Origin of the sequence: Novilysobacter viscosus (assembly GCF_046600715.1) — a bacterium.
Classification (GTDB): Bacteria; Pseudomonadota; Gammaproteobacteria; order Xanthomonadales; family Xanthomonadaceae; genus Lysobacter_C; species Lysobacter_C viscosus.
This window is the reverse complement of record NZ_JBJMAV010000002.1, coordinates 66178-82951: the sequence shown is the minus strand read 5'-3', so window position 1 is coordinate 82951 and position 16774 is coordinate 66178. Positions and strand designations below refer to the sequence as shown.

17 protein-coding genes and 1 tRNA gene are annotated in these 16774 nt (G+C 68.9%); 10 read left to right on the top strand and 8 right to left on the bottom strand.

The genetic code is table 11. The features are described from left to right. Positions 1-43: 43 nt before the first annotated feature. Positions 44-1741 (bottom strand): sensor domain-containing diguanylate cyclase, encoded by a 1698-nt coding sequence (locus ACJQWL_RS04040; protein ID WP_330967603.1) that lies wholly within the window; start codon positions 1739-1741, stop codon positions 44-46. A 298-nt stretch (positions 1742-2039) separates the two neighbouring features. Here ACJQWL_RS04040 and ACJQWL_RS04035 point away from each other — a divergent pair, with 298 nt between their 5' ends. Further along, positions 2040-2189, top strand: coding sequence for a hypothetical protein (locus tag ACJQWL_RS04035; RefSeq protein WP_330967604.1), 150 nt, complete (start codon positions 2040-2042; stop codon positions 2187-2189). Between the two features lie 189 nt (positions 2190-2378). On the opposite strand, the gene ACJQWL_RS04030 is transcribed toward ACJQWL_RS04035, so the two are convergent. Continuing rightward, positions 2379-4487: a TonB-dependent receptor gene (locus tag ACJQWL_RS04030; RefSeq protein WP_330967605.1), complete on the bottom strand. Its 2109-nt coding sequence runs from the start codon at positions 4485-4487 to the stop codon at positions 2379-2381. Between the two features lie 101 nt (positions 4488-4588). Here ACJQWL_RS04030 and ACJQWL_RS04025 point away from each other — a divergent pair, with 101 nt between their 5' ends. Beyond that, complete coding sequence (locus tag ACJQWL_RS04025; protein ID WP_411300733.1) at positions 4589-5299, top strand: site-specific integrase; 711 nt, start codon at positions 4589-4591, stop codon at positions 5297-5299. Positions 5300-5315: 16 nt separating this feature from the next. Here the strand turns inward: ACJQWL_RS04025 and ACJQWL_RS04020 are convergent. Then, positions 5316-5391 (bottom strand) — tRNA-Phe (locus ACJQWL_RS04020). 237 nt (positions 5392-5628) lie between these two features. Between ACJQWL_RS04020 and ACJQWL_RS04015 the strand changes: the two genes are divergently transcribed. Beyond that, complete coding sequence (locus ACJQWL_RS04015; RefSeq protein ID WP_411300732.1) at positions 5629-6177, top strand: DUF6491 family protein; 549 nt, start codon at positions 5629-5631, stop codon at positions 6175-6177. On the opposite strand, the gene ACJQWL_RS04010 is transcribed toward ACJQWL_RS04015, so the two are convergent. Genes ACJQWL_RS04010 through ftsY form a run of 4 tightly spaced genes read right to left on the bottom strand, consistent with a single transcriptional unit; the run spans position 6147 to position 10200 of the window. Further along, positions 6147-6428, bottom strand: coding sequence for an oxidative damage protection protein (locus tag ACJQWL_RS04010; RefSeq protein ID WP_330967607.1), 282 nt, complete (start codon positions 6426-6428; stop codon positions 6147-6149). The genes ACJQWL_RS04015 and ACJQWL_RS04010 overlap by 31 nt on opposite strands. Before the next feature lie 33 nt (positions 6429-6461). Next, complete coding sequence (gene mutY / locus ACJQWL_RS04005; RefSeq protein WP_330967608.1) at positions 6462-7544, bottom strand: A/G-specific adenine glycosylase; 1083 nt, start codon at positions 7542-7544, stop codon at positions 6462-6464. A gap of 40 nt (positions 7545-7584) precedes the next feature. After that, complete coding sequence (locus tag ACJQWL_RS04000) at positions 7585-8856, bottom strand: AsmA family protein (protein WP_330967609.1); 1272 nt, start codon at positions 8854-8856, stop codon at positions 7585-7587. 39 nt (positions 8857-8895) lie between these two features. Then, positions 8896-10200 carry a signal recognition particle-docking protein FtsY gene (gene ftsY / locus ACJQWL_RS03995; protein ID WP_330967645.1) on the bottom strand — a complete coding sequence of 435 codons (1305 nt, stop codon included), beginning with the start codon at positions 10198-10200 and terminating at the stop codon, positions 8896-8898. A gap of 66 nt (positions 10201-10266) precedes the next feature. Here ftsY and rsmD point away from each other — a divergent pair, with 66 nt between their 5' ends. The 7 genes from rsmD (at position 10267) to ACJQWL_RS03960 (ending at position 16081) form a co-directional block, all read left to right on the top strand. Continuing rightward, on the top strand, positions 10267-10926 hold the full coding sequence (gene rsmD, locus ACJQWL_RS03990) for a 16S rRNA (guanine(966)-N(2))-methyltransferase RsmD (RefSeq protein ID WP_330967610.1): 660 nt from the start codon (positions 10267-10269) through the stop codon (positions 10924-10926). A 54-nt stretch (positions 10927-10980) separates the two neighbouring features. Further along, a complete protein-coding gene (gene coaD, locus ACJQWL_RS03985; RefSeq protein ID WP_330967646.1) occupies positions 10981-11484 on the top strand; it encodes a pantetheine-phosphate adenylyltransferase in 504 nt (167 codons plus the stop codon). Positions 11485-11534: 50 nt separating this feature from the next. Beyond that, positions 11535-12032 carry a hypothetical protein gene (locus tag ACJQWL_RS03980; RefSeq protein WP_411300731.1) on the top strand — a complete coding sequence of 166 codons (498 nt, stop codon included), beginning with the start codon at positions 11535-11537 and terminating at the stop codon, positions 12030-12032. Between the two features lie 206 nt (positions 12033-12238). Then, positions 12239-12490 carry a YfhL family 4Fe-4S dicluster ferredoxin gene (locus ACJQWL_RS03975; protein ID WP_330967611.1) on the top strand — a complete coding sequence of 84 codons (252 nt, stop codon included), beginning with the start codon at positions 12239-12241 and terminating at the stop codon, positions 12488-12490. 46 nt (positions 12491-12536) lie between these two features. Beyond that, positions 12537-14297, top strand: a complete 1761-nt coding sequence (gene ggt, locus ACJQWL_RS03970) for a gamma-glutamyltransferase (RefSeq protein ID WP_411300730.1) — start codon at positions 12537-12539, stop codon at positions 14295-14297. Between the two features lie 102 nt (positions 14298-14399). Next, positions 14400-15290 carry an MBL fold metallo-hydrolase gene (locus ACJQWL_RS03965; RefSeq protein ID WP_330967612.1) on the top strand — a complete coding sequence of 297 codons (891 nt, stop codon included), beginning with the start codon at positions 14400-14402 and terminating at the stop codon, positions 15288-15290. Further along, positions 15287-16081 (top strand): TMEM43 family protein, encoded by a 795-nt coding sequence (locus ACJQWL_RS03960; protein WP_330967613.1) that lies wholly within the window; start codon positions 15287-15289, stop codon positions 16079-16081. The genes ACJQWL_RS03965 and ACJQWL_RS03960 overlap by 4 nt, the downstream gene beginning before the upstream one ends. A 30-nt stretch (positions 16082-16111) precedes the next feature. Here the strand turns inward: ACJQWL_RS03960 and upp are convergent, their stop codons facing one another. Next, complete coding sequence (gene upp, locus ACJQWL_RS03955; protein WP_330967614.1) at positions 16112-16744, bottom strand: uracil phosphoribosyltransferase; 633 nt, start codon at positions 16742-16744, stop codon at positions 16112-16114. Between the last annotated feature and the right edge of the window lie 30 nt (positions 16745-16774).

The following is a 16774-nucleotide window of genomic DNA, read 5'->3' as shown; positions in this document are numbered from 1 at the left end:
GCTGGATTGAACCACACGGCGGCCAGGGTCGCTTCCCGGCTACTCAGCCAGACACCACCCGGTCACGGCCCTCGGACTTGGCGCGATACAGCGCCGTGTCGGCCACCTCGAGCAGCCGGGCCGGCGCGTCGCCGTCGTTGGGGAAGGTGGCCACACCGATCGAGGCGGTGTTGGGTCCGAGTGTCTTGCGCAAGTGGCTGACCGTGGTGGCGCCGATCGCGGCACGGATTTCGTCGGCTCGCCGCCGTGCGCTTGCGGCGTCGGCTTCCGGCAGCACCACGGTGAACTCCTCGCCGCCGTAGCGGCAGGCGATGTCTTCGTCGCGCGTGAGTTGCTGCAGTGTCTGGCCGATGCGCGACAGCAGCGCATCCCCGGCCGCGTGGCCGTGCTCGTCGTTGAAGCGCTTGAAGTGGTCCACGTCGACCATCAGCACCGACAGCGGCAGCCCGCGCCGTTCGCAACGCTGGAGCTCGCGGTGCAGGTTTTCTTCCAGGTAGCGCCGGTTGAACAGGCCCGTGAGCGGATCACGAAGGGACTGCACGCGCAATGTCTCGCGAAGCTGCAGGTTGACCATCGCCAGGCTCAGTTGTTCGCCGATCGCCTCCAGAAGCGCGATGTCGCCATCGTGGCCATTGCCGTTCTCGGGTCCGGTGACGTGCAGCAAGCCCAGCGACGTGCCCTGGGCCATCAGGGGCACGCAAAGGCTCCATGCTTTCGGCCGCCCCGGCTCCACCCGCAGGTGCGGGCAGTGGACGTGGCCATGTTCCTCGCCGGTGCGGTGGGGTTGTCCGCGGCGCAGCGCCCAGCAATCTTGGGGCTGCAGGAGTTCCTCGCTTGGAATCAGCTCATCGCCGAAGCGTGCAGTGGACTCGGCCATATTCTGTGATGAGCGCAGGGTGTAGCAGCGGCCACCCGAGTCCGGCAGCAGTTCGGCGATCACGCTGGCGGTCAGCGTCATGGCCTCGTCCAGGCTCTGGCAGCTCTGCAGCAGGCCCGCATACACGCCAAGGCTCCGGCGCTGCTCGGAAAGCCGGTCGCTCAGCACCACTGTCGCTTCGAGGTCCCGCATGGCCTGGCGTGCCTCGCGTTCCAGCGACCGGCTGCGACGGGTTTCCTGCACCAGGCCAGCCAGCAGCAGGCCCAGCAGGGCCAGCGGCAGCACGATGCCCAGCGCGATGAAGCCGATCAGGAAGTTGGCCCTGAGCAGGGTCTCGCGGCGGCTGGCGTCCAGCAAGGCGCGTTCCGCGGCCCGCATGCGCGTGGCCAGTCCGGCCAGTCGGGTGGTTTCGCCCAGGCCGACGCCCGCCATTGATGAAAGCCGGGCTTGCTCGGCTCCCTGCATGTTCTGCAGCTGGACCAGGGCAGCCAACTCCCCCAGCCGGCCTTCCACGCTTGCCCGCAGCTCGCGCGCACGACCGGACTGGGCGGGGTCGCCACGCGTCAGAGCTTCAAGTTCCGCCACATGGGCCAGGGCGGCGGGGACGGCAGCCAGATATTCGGCCTGCTGCTCCGGACGGTCGGTCAGGCGATATCCCCGGGCGGCCGACTCGACGGTGCGCACCGAGGTTTCAACCGCGTCGATTCCCGCGATGACCTGGTAGGAGTGCTCGACCCACTCCGCGCTGCGGGCAAACCCGCGGATTCCCCATACTGTGGCCACGCCCACCCCGACCAGCAACACCGCAGCGACCGCGAAGGCGGCAAAACGCAGGGGTCGCGAGCGTGGCGTTGCAAGAAGCATGGACTGGTATTCCCGCGGGGGTGCGATCCGAGTCTAACCAGGCAGGCAATAACCATGCCTTGGCAGCCCACTGCCCGGCCGGTTCCGGTTCAGCGCCTTCCTCCTGTTGAAGGGGGAGCCTACGGGCTCCGCCGGAGGCAAGTCGCTGATCCTGGCAGGACCCTCGGTCGCCGGCCGAACGGTCTGATGACAAGGCCCTGCATCCGCGCAAACAGTGTGACGCGGCCTTCCGATCCACCACCAGCACTAAATTCGCGGTAAACCTTTCGATCCATCCCGCTTTCGCCAGTCCCGACAAATGAGTGCCAATGGCGAAAGCCACGCTGCGCAGGTCGCCCGCAGTATCCACTTCGACCCGGCGTCGTATTGCGCATCGGCCGGCGTGCAGTTCGCCAATCTAGAGGCGGCCGCGCTGCATTACGTGGTGAGGGGGAATTCCGGAACCTGAGCCCCTGTCCCGCGTTCGACCCCGCCGTGTACCGGGCGACCTGTGCGGACCTGGCGGACTTTCCCCGGCCGTTGCTGGTTCACTTCACCACGCGTAAACAGGAGGAAGCCGGTAACCAGACAAACTAAAAGGGACGGAAGCAGCCAGTGGAAAACAGCCGCCTCCGTCCCTTGATCATGGGCCCGCGCTTCAGAAGCTGAAGTTGGCGCCCAGATACACCGCGCGGGGCGAGCCCGGCATCAGGTTGTTGTCATTGTGCGCGCTCGCGAAGTAGTCGGTGTCGAACAGGTTCTCCACGTTGAGCTGGAAGCGCAGTCGCGGGTTCAGTGTGTAGTAGACGGCGGCATCGACGCGGGCGAAGCTGTTGAGCGTCACCTTGTTGCTGGTGGTGGCGAAGACATCGTCGCGGTAGACGGCGCCCAGGCCGAAGCCCCAGGCATCGTCGAGGTCGAAGCGGTTCCAGATGGCCGCGCTGTGCCGCGGCAGTTGCGCGGGGCGGGCATCGGGTTTCACCGGGTCCTTGATGGTGCCGTCCTGGTAGGCGTAGCTGGCGATGACGCTCCAGCGGTCGGTCACTTCGCCGGCAAGGCTGAGCTCGACGCCTTCGGTGGTCTGGCCGTCGAACAGGATGAACTCGCCAGCCTGCAGGGGATCGGAGACCACCACGTTGCTGCGATCAAGCTGGTAGACCGCGGCGGTGAACATGAGGTCCGGTTGCACGAACCACTTCATTCCCAGCTCGTGGCTTGCGAACTCCTCCGGGTCCAGAAGGCTGGCGTTGCCGTCGTCGGCGTATGCGGGTATGGAAGACAGCTGCTCACCCACGCGTGGCAGGCTGGCCGTGGTGTAGCTGGCGTAGAGCGACAGCGCTTCGACCGGCTGCCAGATCACGCCGACGCGCGGGGACCAGAGGTCGTCGCGGGTGCTCAGCGAAGCGGGGGCGAGCGGATCGTTCGCTTCCACCTCGAAATGGTCGTAGCGCAGGCCGACCACGGCCTGCCACTGCGGCGAGAACTCGATCTGGTCCTGCACATAGACGGCGGCGACCTTGGCCACGCTGTCGAGGTCGATGCGAGGGGTGAAATCGACGCCGCCGACGTAGCGGGGGTCGCTGATCGGCAGGCGCGAGGGGCCGGTCAGCGTGGCACGGGTGCGGAAGATGCCGGTTTCCTGGCGACCGAACTCGGCGCCGACCAGCAGCGTGTGGTCGATGGCGCCGCCTTCGAGCTTCATCACCAGGTCGGTCTGGTTGAAGACGTTCTCGCGATCCATGTTGTTGTTGTAGGCGGAGATGTCGACGAACAGTTCACCGTCGGCATTCGCGGTGACGTTGCCCGGATACACGTTCTGGTAGAAGCGGCTGTAGTCGGCGATCCGGGTACGGTTGCGAAGAACCACGTCGGGACTGAACTGGTGTTCGACGAGTGCGCTGAAGGCATTGACCTCGGCGTCGACGTAGCTCAGATCCGGGCTGCCGAAGAAGGTGTCCAGCGGCACGTCGACCGGGCGGCCGTTGAACGAGGGAATGCCGCGGTCGGCGACCCGTTCGTCGCTGAAGTACTCGTAGCCGAGCACCACCGAGGTGGCGTCGCCGATGCCGAAGGCGAAGGTCGGGTTGATGCCGTAGCGCTCGAGTTCGAAACCATCGCGGAAGCTTTCCGAATCCTCATACAGGCCGGTTACGCGGAAGCTGCTGCCGGCGGTGATCGGCTGGCCGAAATCGAAGACGCCGCGCGCTCGATCGAAGCTGCCGACCTGGACGCCGAGCTCGCCGTAGGTGTTGCCGTCGGCCACCTTCGTTACGCGGTTGATTACGCCGCCGACGCCGCCGCGGCCGAACACCATCGCATTGGGGCCTTTCAGCACTTCGACGCGTTCGACGTTGTAGATGTCGCGGATGTACTGCACGTCGTCGCGGATGCCGTCGACGAACATGTCGGAGGTGGAGGTGTTGCCGCGGAAAATCGGTGCATCGCGATGGCCTTCGCCCTGGGCGACCCCCACGCCCGGAACCAGGCGCAGGACGTCGGTCATGGTGCCCAGGCCCTGGTCCTGGATCAGCTGCTCGCTGATGATCGTGACCGCCTGCGGCACGTCCTCCAGGTCGGTATCGGTCTTGGTGGCGGTGCTCGTGGCCTGCGGTCCGTACCCTTCCCGCTCGGCACGGACCTCGATGCGGTCCAGGTCCACTGGCAGCGTGGCCAGGGCGGGAGTGGGTCCCGGGTCGGCGTGGGCGAGGCTGGAGCAGGCAACGAGGATGGCGCCGGCAAGGGGCGCGATGCGGAACGAGGGGTTCACTGGTCTTCCGTTGGTGAGCAGCAGTGGCTGCGGCGCGTGCATCTTAATGATAGTGATTCGCGTTTACAACTCGTGCGGTTCAATCCGGCTTTCCGCATGCTGTGGCTCGATCGCGTGTACGAGATCACGTCGAGCAGGCACAGCACAAATCGCGCCTGCGCCGCGCCCGCGCGCCGTGTGGGGATGGTTGGACACCATCCCCAAGGTCCGGCTGTATCGGGGAACCGAAGGGGCGAATCCGCTTTCTTTCCCCGGATGAAGCGCGGCGGCTCCTGTCGGAGCTGCCAACCCATCTCCGGGACATGGCGCAATTCGCGCTCGCAACCGGCCTGAGGCAGCGCAATGTGTCCTTCCTGCGGTGGGAGCAGGTGGACATGGCCCCCCGTGTCGCGTGGATCCATCCAGACGAAGCCAAGGCTGGTCGGGCCATTGGCGTCCCATTGAACGCGTCAGCGATGGATGTGCTGGCGCGGCGACACGGGCAGGACGCTGAGTACGTGTTTACCTACGAAGGTAGGCCGGTGGCCCAGGCTCCGCCAAGGCATGGAAGAAGGCGTTGGAACGCCGGCATCGAGCGGACGTTCCGTTGGCACGATCCACGACACACCTGGGCGTCGTGGCAGGTGCAGAACGGGACGCCGTTGCAGGAACTCATGGAGCGGGGCAGTCGGGCCAGCTACGAGATGGCCCTGCGGTACGCGTTCGCGGTAGACCCTCTGCGTGGGGCCGCGTGCCGGATCGACGGCACACTGAGGTCACAGCCGCCAGAAACGAAAAGCCCGCAACGAGTGCGGGCTTCGGCAACGCCTTGATCTCACTGCCACCAAATGGTGGCCGGGGAGGGAATCGAACCCCCGACACGGGGATTTTCAATCCCCTGCTCTACCAACTGAGCTACCCGGCCACGTCACGGACGGGCCGTGTGAGGAGCGGCATCATACGGACGGGTCGGCAGGCTGGCAAGCACGCGCGGGACTGAATGGCCGGTGGCCGCTGCAACCTGCGCGGGTGGGCAGGGCGCATGATGGGCCGCCCCCAGCAGCCGCGCCACCGCGACCACTACGCGCTCGAGGCGCAGTCGTCGCGCGGGCACCGAGCTGATTCCGCAGCAGGTCCATCACGCAAAGAGGAGGAGCGGGCAATGAATGATCGAACACAGGGCAATCGCAGCGCAGGCTGCCGCGCCGGTAGTGGTCGAGCGGGCGGCGCGCGTACGGCCCGCTGTTGGCGTTGGCGCTTCGCTGCTGCGCTGTCGGTGGTGCTGCTGGCAGGGTGCGCGACGGATGCCGGACTGCGCGACGAGCAGCGCCTCGCTCTGTACCACCAGCATTCCGGTGCTCCGGTGGACAGCTTCCACTACTCCGGGCGCATCAGCGGCTGGACACCCCTGGGCGACCGCGCGCTGGCGCTGTGGACCCGCCCCAGCCAGGCCTGGCTGCTCGAGCTGACGGGTCGGTGCACCGACCTGGCATTCGCCCATGCAATCACCTTGACCCACCAGTCCCGACGGGTGCATGCGCGCTTCGATGACGTGGTCGCGCTGGGGCCCGGCACCACGCACTTTCCGTGCCGGATCCAAACCATCCGCCCGCTGGATACAAAGGCCCTCAAGCAGGCCGAACGGGATATGCGCGATTCGGTCGAAATGATGGAGCGCGGTCAGGCACCGGGTGCGGCCGGCGGCACGTAGCCGGCCGGTGCTTCGACGTCACCCTCGAACAGGAAGCGCTCCATCTGTGCGGCCAGGAACGCGCGGTGGTCGGGGTTCATCGGCGAGAGCCGGTTCTCGTTGATCAGCATGGTCTGGTGCGCCAGCCACGCCGACCATGCCGGCTTGCCGATGTTCTCGAACACCCGTTGCCCGAGCGCCCCGGGCCAGGGTGCGAAATCCAGCCCTTCGGTCTCGCGCTTCTCGAACTGGCAGTAGACGGTGCGGGGCATGTGCGGTCCTGTCGCGTGGGGTCGGGTGGCAGTTCAATTGCAGCTGGATTCCAGCAGGCGCCGAACGGGCGCGGGAATCCCGAGCGTTCGCAGCTGGTCGTAGCGCAGCCAGCGCAAGTCGTCATTGTCGCGCAGGTGGTCGGCCAGATCGACGCCGCGCCAGCGGCTGGGGTACAGCCGCAGCCGATAGTGGCTGAAGGCGTGGTCGATGGGCTCCAGCTCGGTGCCCCCGGGCGGCGTTGCGCGTGCATTGGCGGCCCACCACGCCCGTGCCCCTGCGGCATCGTCGACCTGCGGCAGTGACCACAGCGAGGCCCATACGCCCGTCGAAGGGCGGCGCTGCAACAACACGCGCCCTTGTGGGTCTTCCAGCCACATGACCTGGGCACTGCGTTGGGGCAGTGCCTTGGCCGGGCGCGGCGTGGGCAGGCTGCCGGTACGACCTTCGATGCGTGCGATGCAGTCAGCCTGCAGCGGGCACAGCACGCAGGCGGGGTTGGCGCGTGTGCAGATCGTCGCGCCGAGGTCCATCTGGGCCTGGGTGTAGTCGGGCATGGCGGCCGCGTCGAGGCAGGGGTGCGCGACGTGGTGCTCGGCAATCGTCCACATCCGTTTCTCGACCACGGGCCGCCCCGGCCACCCATCGATGCCGTGGTAGCGCGCCAGCACCCGCTTGACGTTGCCGTCGAGGATCGCGCACCGCTCGCCCCACGCCTGCGACAGCACCGCCGCGGCGGTGCTCCGGCCTATCCCGGGCAAGGCGACAAGAGCGTCCATGTCGCGGGGCAAGTGGCCTTCGTGGCGCTCAACGCAGAGCCTGGCGGCCGCGTGCAGGTTGCGGGCACGCGCGTAGTAACCCAACCCCGACCACAGCGCGAGGACGTCGTCGAGCGGCGCGGCGGCCAATGCCGGAACGTCGGGCAGGGAGGACACGAAACGCTCGAAGTAGACGGTGGCGGTGACCACTTGCGTCTGCTGCAGCATGATCTCCGACAGCCACACGCGGTACGGGGTGCGCGGGTGCTGCCAGGGCAGGTCATGGCGACCGTGGCCCTCGAACCACGCCAGCAGACGGGGGGCGAAACCGTCGCTGGACTCCACGGGGCCCGCCTTCATGGAGCTGGAGTCACGGAGCCGGCGGACACGCAGCTGGCCGTCATCGACCGGACTCCGTCACCGGCTCGTCCTCGAACTCGATCTCCACGCCATGCAACTGTGCGCCCGCAATCTCCAGCCGGGGCGCCACCAGCTTTCCGCGCAGCGGGGGCAGTGGCGTGCCCGAGGTCCGCGACTCCAGCCATTCCAGCACCGCCGGCAGCCGGAACGCGGCATCGAAATGCGTTCCGTCCCGCTCCAGCCGCAACGCCGTCCCACCCGACAGGTCGGGCGCACCCCGGTACTGCAGTTCGAATGGCAAGGGCGAAACAGAGGACCCCAGGGGTTCCGGCAGGGCCGGCCACGCCCGTGGCCACTGCGCAAGCGTGCCTTCGAGCGCCATCGCCAGTTCGTCGTCAAGCAACAGCCTGCCGCCGGCGTGCAGCGAAGGAACCAGCGTGGTCCCGCCGATGCCCACGCCCAGCGGTGCAAGTTGCAGGCGACCGTCGCGGTAACGCAGGCGTCCGGCCAGCCCGAGCGCGAACGGCTCGTCGACCGAGCCACCGACGTATCGCGCGTCCGCCGCATAGCGCAGCCGATCGAGCCCCAGCCCGTCATCGCCCTCGTGCAGCCGGCCACTGGCGATGGCGGCCATCGGCAACCGCCAGGTGCCGGCCTGGACCTCCACGCCGCCCACCAGCCCGAGCCCGGCACCCCGCGAAGGCCGGGTCAACGCGGCCCGGAAGGCGAAGGGCACCGCTACCCGTCCGCTGACGTAGCGACCCGAGACCTCGGCGGCGACCGGCCGGTCGGGATGGAAGGACGGCACGTCCAGGTCGACGTGTTCGATCGACCAGTTGCCGCCCAGGATGCGCCCGTCGGCGACCTGCAGCCCATCGGTAAGGGTTGGCAACCGGGTGGGCGCGGTCGGGCGCGTGGCCTTCCATGCCTGGTAGGCGGCCAGGTCGAATCGCGGTCCGTCCAGTTCGACCCGGTGCACGACCCGTTCGGCCCCGCGGGCACGCAGCGTGGACCATGGCAGCGACAGCAGGATGCGCTTGGCCTGCAGCAGCGGCGTCGCCGCGCCGGGTTGGCGCACCTCGACCTCGCGCAGCACCAGCGTGGGCCGGTCGCGCAGCCGGTATTCGCTGGCGCCGCCGACGGTGATCTCCAGCCCGAGCGCCGCCTCCACCCGCGACAGCACCGCGGTGGCGACTCGCGACGGTCGGCTTCCCCAGTACGCCATCGCCAGCAGCACTACGACGACCGCTGCCAGTACAAAGGGCCAGCGGCGGCGACGGACGGCGGGGGAAGCGGGCGCGGCGTCGCTCATCTGCTGGGGTGCGAGTGCCGGGGGGCGAGGCGGGCGACGTCAGCGGCCGAGGGTTGCGGGCAGCAGGGCGTCGACGAACGCCTGCGCGTCGAACACCCTCAGGTCTTCCGGACGCTCCCCGATCCCGGCGAACCGGATCGGGATCCCGAATTCCCGCGCCAGCGCGAACACCACGCCGCCCTTGGCCGTGCCATCGAGCTTGGTCACCACCAGCCCGGTCACGCCGACCGCAGCGTGGAACTGCCGCAGCTGGCTGAGTGCGTTCTGGCCGGTGGTGCCGTCGATGACCATCAGCACTTCGTGCGGCGCGGAGGCGTCCAGCTTCTGGATGACGCGCTTGATCTTGCCCAGCTCGGCCATCAGGCCCTGCTGGGTGTGCAGTCGGCCGGCGGTATCGGCGATCAGCACCTGCGTGCCCCGTGCCTTGGCCGCCTGCAGCGCATCGAACGCGACCGAGGCGGCATCCGCGTTCTGTCCCTGCGCCACCACCGGTACGCCGTTACGCTCGCCCCAGGCCTGCAGCTGGGCGACGGCGGCGGCACGGAAGGTGTCGCCGGCGGCCAGCATCAGCGGTCGACCTTCATTCTTGAAGCGGTGGGCCAGCTTGCCGATGGTGGTGGTCTTGCCGACGCCGTTGACGCCGACGGTCAACACGACGAAGGGCTTTGAGGCTTCGTCGATCACCAGTGGCCGCGCGACCGGGGCCAGCAATGCCGCCAGGTCGGCGCGCAGCGCATCCAGCAATGCGCCGGCGTCGGCGAATTCGCGAGCCTTCATGCGCGTGCGCAGGCCCTCGACCAGCTCGGTCGTCGCCGAAACGCCGACGTCGGCGGTGATCAACGCGGTCTCGATCTCGTCCAGCAGGTCGTCGTCCAGGCGCGGATTCCGCGAGAACAGGCCGCCGAAGCTGCGCGCGAAGGCGCTGCCGCGCAGGCGGTCGCGCCAGCCGCTCGAACCGGGCGCCGCGGCGGGCGTCCCATCCGGGCCCGGGTCGGTTGTGGATTCCGTATCCGGCGGTGGTTCTGCTTCGGGATCCGGTTCGCGCGCCGGGCCTGGGGTTGCGTCGGTCGATGGCGCGGCATCCTCCATCGCTGCGGCGATGATTTCAGCCGGGACAGGCTCGGGTTCGGATCGAGCCGGTGCGGGCGACTGCGCTGCCCCGGTCTGCGAGCCCGCGGGCTGATCCGGCGCAGGCGACGACGACGGGTCATCGGCGGGTGGCGCGTCGCGCGAGGACGGCGCATCGCGGTTGGCATCCGGGAACGCGGCGGCCAGTTCCTCGATGTCGTAACGGCGCTTGGAGGCGGGCGTTTCGGGCTTCTTGCGGCGGAAGAAACTGACCATCGAGCGGGGCTGTCTGCAGATGCGCGAGAATGCCGACATGCTAGCACCCGACCCCCGCCGGACCCCATGAACAAAGCCTCTCGCAACGGACGCACGCGTGCCGGCCAGGGCGATGCTCGCGCGCCGGGCGTGGTGCGCATCATCGCCGGCCGCTGGCGTGGCACGCGGCTCCCGGTGCCGGATGTCGAGGGCCTGCGCCCCACCACGGACCGGGTACGCGAGACGCTTTTCAACTGGTTGCAACCGGTGTTGCCGGGTGCGCAGGTCCTGGACCTGTTCGCCGGCAGTGGCGCACTCGGCCTGGAGGCCCTGTCGCGGGGTGCTGACGGCGCGGTGCTGGTCGAGCGCGACCGGACGCTGGCCGGATCACTGGTCGCCACCCTTGAGCGACTGCCGGGCGGCGAGGCCGGCCGTGTGGTCAATGCCGATGCGGTGGCGTGGCTGGCGCGGCAACCAGTGGCCAGCTGGGACATCGCCTTCGTCGACCCGCCGTTCGCCGCCGACCTGTGGCAACCGGCGCTTGGGGCCTTGCTGCCGCGGATGCGCGCCGACGCCTGGCTGTACCTGGAGTCGCCCGTCGGGGCGGCCCATCCGCTGCCGACGGATTGGCACCTGCACCGGGAAAGCCGAAGTCGCGACGTACGCCATGCGCTGTACCGGCGTGTCGCGCGGCCCGCTGATACACTGCCCCCAGACGTCGCCGGCGCCGTCCCGGCCGGCGGTTGATCGCTTCCCGCCCATTCCCGGGCCGTCATGTCCCAACCGGTTCAAGCCTTCCGAATGACCGTGGCACGCACCCGCATCGCCGTCTACCCGGGCACCTTCGACCCGATCACCAACGGCCACATCGATTTGGTCGACCGGGCCGCGCCGTTGTTCGAGCGGCTGATCATCGGCGTGGCCGAAAGCCCCGGCAAGGGCCCGGCGCTGCCGCTGGAGTTGCGCGTGAAGCTGACGCGCGATGCCGTCGCCCACCACCCCCACGTGGAAGTGCGCGGTTTCGACTGCCTGCTGGCGCATTTCGTCGACCAGGTTGGGGGCGGCGTGCTGCTGCGCGGCCTGCGCGCGGTGTCGGACTTCGAGTACGAGTTCCAGCTGGCAAGCATGAACCGCCACCTGATCCCGGAGGTGGAGACGCTGTTCCTCACCCCGGCCGAGCAGTACGGCTTCATTTCCTCGTCGCTGGTGCGCGAGATCGCCCGCCTCGGCGGCGACGTCTCCGGCTTCGTTCCACCGGCAGTGGCCACTGCGCTGCAGGCCGAATGGCAGTGCACCCGCGAATGAGCGTCCAACCACGATCCACCACGCACCACAAAAACCGAATGGGGAACCCGATGAACACCACCACCCGCATGCTGCTGGTCGCCTGCCTTTCCCTGCCGATGCTGGCTGCCTGCCAGGACGACGGCGCCGACGAAGCCGCCGTGGTCGAGCAGGCGCCGCTGACCGCACCGGCCGACAACAACGATGACGCATGGGGCAACTACCTGACCGAGGTGGTCCGCCGCAACATGGACGACGTCGTGACCAGTCCGTACCTGTACTACCTGCCCGCCGAGGATGCCGAGGGTTTCCAGGGCTTCTACGACCGCCAGCTGGAGAAGGCCCAGGGCGACGTCGCCCGGGGCGTGACCGAGGGCAACATGCTGGCCTACGGATCGCCGGCGTCCGGCCGGATGGCCGACCTGATCGTGTCCGCGTTCGAAGGTGTCGCCCCGGATACGTTGAAGGGCGTCAAGGTGCTCTTCATCGGCAACGCCGCCGACAGCGCACGTGTCGAGGCCGCCGTCGCACCGGCCGGCGTCAACTACAAGTTCGTCCCGGCCCAGTGACTGGTTGCGCGTGGCCGCATCGCGGCCACGCGCAGGCATTTGGGGCGTCGCTGCGATGACCGCGTGCCGGTAGACGTCACTGCCTTGGCGCAAGACCACCGGGCGGCTCCCTGCAATCCGGAGCACGCGCTGCGGACTCGCGCCATGCCGTACAGCGTTCCACCCGAACGCTTGATCGGCGAACGCGCCCCTCCTACCGTGCCCCCATGTCGCTGAAGATCAACGAGCTTTGCGTCAATTGCGACGTCTGCGAGCCGGCCTGTCCCAACGAGGCCATCTCCCAGGGCGAGGTGATCTACGTGATCGACCCGGCGCGATGCACCGAATGCGTCGGCCATTTCGACGAGCCGCAATGCGTCGTGGTCTGCCCGGTCGAATGCATCGACCCGGACCCGGACCATGCCGAAACCGAGGGCCAGCTGCTGGCCAAGCTGGCGCATCTGCGGGCCCCGGCCTGAGGTATCCGCCCGGGCAGGCGACCGCACACCCACGGAGTACCGCTGCATGTTCGATGCGTTGCGAACCACTGTGCTGGCCGCCCTGTTCTGGGCCGGGGTGCCCGTGCTCCATGCCGGGGACGTCCAGCGCGCCGCGCAGGCAGGCGAGCCGGCGATCGCGGCCACGCCGCCGGGCACCGCCATCGCCAGCGCCCACGCGCTCGCCACCCGGGCCGGCTTCGAGGCGATCGAGGCGGGTGGCAACGCGTTCGATGCGGCGGTCGCGGTCTCGGCCGCGCTCTCGGTGGTGGAGCCGATCAGCTCCGGGTTGGGCGGGGGTGGCTTCTTCCTCCTGCACGAGGCCGGCAGCGGGCGCGACGTCTTCCTTGATGCGCGCGAGACCGCCCCGATCGCCAGCGCCGCGCCGGGCGTGTACCTGGACGCGGACGGCGCGCTTGATCGCGACCGTGCCACCAACGGTCCGTGGGCGGCAGGCATTCCCGGGCTGCCGGCGGCGCTGGTCCACGTCGCGGAAAAGTACGGGCGCCTGCCGCTGCAACGCACGCTGGCGCCCGCGATCCGGCTGGCGCGCGATGGCTTCCCCGTCTACGAACGCCTGGAACACGGCTACAAGGCGCGTGCCCAGGTGATGGAGCGCTATGCCGGCACGCGCGCGGTGTACCTGGCCGATGGCGACGCGCCCCAAATGGGTGAGACGCTCCGGCAGCCCGAGCTTGCGCAAACGCTGGAGGCGATCGCCCGCGACGGTTTCGCTGGCTTCTACCGCGGTGACGTGGCCCGCCGCCTGCTGGCGGGTGTCGCCGCGGAAGGCGGCCGATGGTCCGCGGAAGAACTGGCCGGCTACCGGGTGCGCGAGCGCGAGCCGTTGCGGTTCGAGTACGACGGTTGGGAGATCGTCACCGCGCCGCCGCCCTCCTCGGGCGGTGTGGCGCTCACGCAGATGATGCAGATCCTCTCGGCCTGGGACCTGGCCTCGCAGCCGGAACCGCAGCGGGTGCACCTGACCGTCGAGGCGATGCGCCGCGCCTTCCGCGATCGCACGTTCTACCTGGGCGATCCAGACTTCATCGAGATACCGCTCGAGCTGCTGACCGATCCGGCCTACGCCGCCGGCCTGCGCTCGACGATCCACCCGCAAAAGGCGACCCCCAGCGAACTGCTGTCCGGCCAACCTACGCCGCTGGAGGACGAGGAGACCTCGCATTTCTCCATCATCGATTCGGAGGGAAACCGGGTCGCGGCCACCCAGACAGTCAACCTGCTGTTCGGCTCCGGACTGGTACCCCCGGGCACGGGCGTGATGCTCAACAATGAAATGGACGACTTCGCACTCAAGCCCGGCACGCCCAACGCGTACGGGGTGATGGGGTTCAAGGCCAATGCGGTCGAACCGGGCAAGCGGATGCTCAGCTCGATGACTCCCAGCTTCATGGTCTCCGACGAACGCATTGCCGTATTGGGCACGCCGGGCGGAAGCCGGATCATCACCATGGTCCTGCTGGGCATGCTCGGTTATGCCGATGGGCTGGACGCCGCTGCGGTGGTGGCATTGCCGCGCTACCACCACCAGTGGCTGCCCGACGTGGTCTCCGCCGAAAGCGGCGCGCTGTCCGATGACGTGGCTGCCGCGCTTGAAGCCATGGGCCATGCCGTCAAGCGACCTGCCGAGGAGGTCTCGGGCAGTACATCCAGCCACACCTGGGGCAACCTGCAAAGCGTTTCGTGGAACCGCGTCGACAACACCCTGGAGGCTGCCAGCGACCCGCGCCACACCGTGGGCGAGGCGGCGGTGCGACGCACACGGTAGGCCGTCCATGTGTGGCAATGCCGGCATGACCTTCGTCAACACACGTCGATGCCGTACGCAGTACCGTATCCATCCCGCACCGACGCAACGCAGGAGCCGGCCATGAAACTCTGGTCGTTGATGGGCAACTCGCAGAAGCTCGACGGCGGTGCCATGTTCGGCAACGCGCCGCGTGCCCTGTGGGCCCGATGGGCGGAGCACGATGGGGAAAACCGCATCGACCTGGCGTGCCGGGCGCTGCTGGCGAGCCCGCTCAACGGCAGGACGGTGTTGTTCGAGGCCGGCATCGGCACCTTCTTCGATCCGAAGCTGCGCGAGCGCTACGGCGTGGTCGAGGAGCGGCACGTGCTGCTGGACTCATTGGCAGCCGCCGGTCTTGCGCCTGCCGACATCGACGTGGTGGTGCTCTCCCACCTGCACTTCGACCACGCGGGCGGCCTGCTCACGCCGTTCGAGGAAGGGCAGCCCCCCCGCCTGGTGTTTCCGGACGCCACCTACGTGGTGGGCCGCGAGCACTGGCAGCGCGCCACGCACCCCCATCCCCGGGACCGCGCCAGCTTCATCCCGGAGCTTCCCGCGTTGCTCGAAGCGACCGGGCGGCTCGAACTGGTCGACGGCCCCCATTCGCAAGCACTGGGCGATGCCGTCCGCTTCCACTTCAGCCACGGCCACACGCCGGGGTTGATGCTGGCGGAGATCGTGGGCCCCGAGCGCGTGGACGGGGAGCCGCACGGTGGGGTCGTGTTCTGCGCCGACCTGATCCCGGGGCGGCCGTGGGTGCATGTCCCCATCACCATGGGCTATGACCGCAACGCCGAGTTGCTGATCGACGAGAAGCAGGCATTCCTGGCCGACATGCTGGTGCGCAACGTCCACCTGTTCTTTACCCATGACCCCGGGTGCGCGCTGGCCCAGGTGACCCGGGACGAGCGCGGGCGCTACGGCACCGCGCACGAAGTGCGCGAACTGCACGCTCGGACGCTGGCTGCATGAATTGCGGGCGCGCGTGGCGCGCGGTGGTCGTGGCGTGCCTGCTGTTGGCCGCCTCACCCATGGCCGCCGCGGTCGCCAGGACGGCACCCGCCCGCCCGGTGCTGCTGGTGGAGGAAGCCATTCCCAGCCCGGGTGCGGTGCTGGCCGACCCCGACTTCGGCGTGACCACGCGTGCATTCGGACTCGACCGGCAGGTGCAGATGTACCAGTGGCGACGCCATCGCGGCCGCCTGGAACGGGTGTGGAGCGCAGGCCGGATCGAGTCGGCCGACTTCGGCGACGCTCACCAGAACCCGGAATTGCCGCTCGATGCGCAACGCTGGTGGGCACGTGACGCCACCCTGGCTGGACACCCCATGGATGCGACGGTAATCCAGGGCCTGGGTGAATGGCGCCCGTTCCGCCCCGGGTTCAGCGAGCTGCCACTCAACATGGCCGCGACGTTCCAGCCTGAAGGCGATGGCCTTGGCAGTGCCGAGAACCCGCTTGCGCCGGAGGTCGGCGACCTGCGCATTACCTGGCGGGAACTGCACCTGCCGCCCCTGCTGGGGCGCGTGGAACTGCGCAACGGACGCTGGCAGCTCTCGCCGCGTACTGCCGAAGCCGCACTCAACGCCGCGCCGCTCCCACCGGTGTCCGCACCCGAGGCGGTGGCCAACGAAGCCACCGCTGCGCCGCCCGCCGCCACCGGTCGCCCGGGCGGCACGCTCTGGCCATGGCTGCTCGCAGGTGCGCTGCTGGCGCTCGCGCTGGCAGGCCTGGTTTACGCCCGCCGCCGCCGCCCGGGCTGAGGAGCGACGTGTCGAGCGGTGGCCCGCGGGTCACCCGTGGCGGGTGCCGAAGATCTTGTCGCCGGCGTCGCCCAGCCCCGGCAGGATGTAACCGACCTCGTTGAGCCGCTCGTCGATGGATGCCGTGTACACCTCGACATCCGGATGGCGCCCTTCGAGCGCGCGCAGGCCCTCGGGCGCCGCGACCAGGAAAAGTCCCTTGATCCGCCTGCAGCCCGCGGCCTTGAGCAGGTCCACCGTCGCCACCAGGCTGCCACCCGTGGCCAGCATCGGGTCGAGGATGATCGCGGTGCGCTCGTCCATGCGCCCGCTCAGTTTTTCGTAGTAGCCCACCGGCTGCAGCGTGGCCTCGTCGCGCTGCAGTCCGACCACGCCCACCTTCGCGGCGGGGATGAGTTCAAGCACGCCCGGGAGCATGCCCAGCCCGGCGCGCAGGATCGGCACCAGGGTGACCTTCGCGCCCTTGATCCGGCGGGTTTCCACCGGCCCCGCCCATCCCTCCACGGTGACCGCCTCGGTCTCCATGTCGGCCGTGGCTTCATAGGTCAGCAGCATCGCCACCTCCGATGCCAGCTCGCGGAAACTCTTGGTGCTGTTGTCGGCGCGGCGCATCAGGCCCAGCTTGTGCTGGACCAGCGGGTGTAGGACTTCCCTGATTTTCATGTAGGACTTCCGGAGGGGTAGGGGTAGGGC

Bases quoted from the DNA above. Each gene is read 5' to 3' on its own strand.
- rsmD (WP_330967610.1), top strand. From the start codon at position 10,267: ATGAACAAAGCCTCTCGCAACGGACGCACGCGTGCCGGCCAGGGCGAT.
- coaD (WP_330967646.1), top strand. From the start codon at position 10,981: ATGACCGTGGCACGCACCCGCATCGCCGTCTACCCGGGCACCTTCGAC.
- upp (WP_330967614.1), bottom strand. From the start codon at position 16,744: ATGAAAATCAGGGAAGTCCTACACCCGCTGGTCCAGCACAAGCTGGGC.
- ACJQWL_RS03980 (WP_411300731.1), top strand. From the start codon at position 11,535: ATGAACACCACCACCCGCATGCTGCTGGTCGCCTGCCTTTCCCTGCCG.
- ACJQWL_RS03965 (WP_330967612.1), top strand. From the start codon at position 14,400: ATGAAACTCTGGTCGTTGATGGGCAACTCGCAGAAGCTCGACGGCGGT.
- ACJQWL_RS03975 (WP_330967611.1), top strand. From the start codon at position 12,239: ATGTCGCTGAAGATCAACGAGCTTTGCGTCAATTGCGACGTCTGCGAG.
- ACJQWL_RS03960 (WP_330967613.1), top strand. From the start codon at position 15,287: ATGAATTGCGGGCGCGCGTGGCGCGCGGTGGTCGTGGCGTGCCTGCTG.
- mutY (WP_330967608.1), bottom strand. From the start codon at position 7,544: ATGAAGGCGGGCCCCGTGGAGTCCAGCGACGGTTTCGCCCCCCGTCTG.
- ACJQWL_RS04040 (WP_330967603.1), bottom strand. From the start codon at position 1,741: ATGCTTCTTGCAACGCCACGCTCGCGACCCCTGCGTTTTGCCGCCTTC.
- ftsY (WP_330967645.1), bottom strand. From the start codon at position 10,200: ATGGTCAGTTTCTTCCGCCGCAAGAAGCCCGAAACGCCCGCCTCCAAG.
- ACJQWL_RS04015 (WP_411300732.1), top strand. From the start codon at position 5,629: ATGAATGATCGAACACAGGGCAATCGCAGCGCAGGCTGCCGCGCCGGT.
- ACJQWL_RS04000 (WP_330967609.1), bottom strand. From the start codon at position 8,856: ATGAGCGACGCCGCGCCCGCTTCCCCCGCCGTCCGTCGCCGCCGCTGG.
- ACJQWL_RS04010 (WP_330967607.1), bottom strand. From the start codon at position 6,428: ATGCCCCGCACCGTCTACTGCCAGTTCGAGAAGCGCGAGACCGAAGGG.
- ggt (WP_411300730.1), top strand. From the start codon at position 12,537: ATGTTCGATGCGTTGCGAACCACTGTGCTGGCCGCCCTGTTCTGGGCC.
- ACJQWL_RS04035 (WP_330967604.1), top strand. From the start codon at position 2,040: ATGAGTGCCAATGGCGAAAGCCACGCTGCGCAGGTCGCCCGCAGTATC.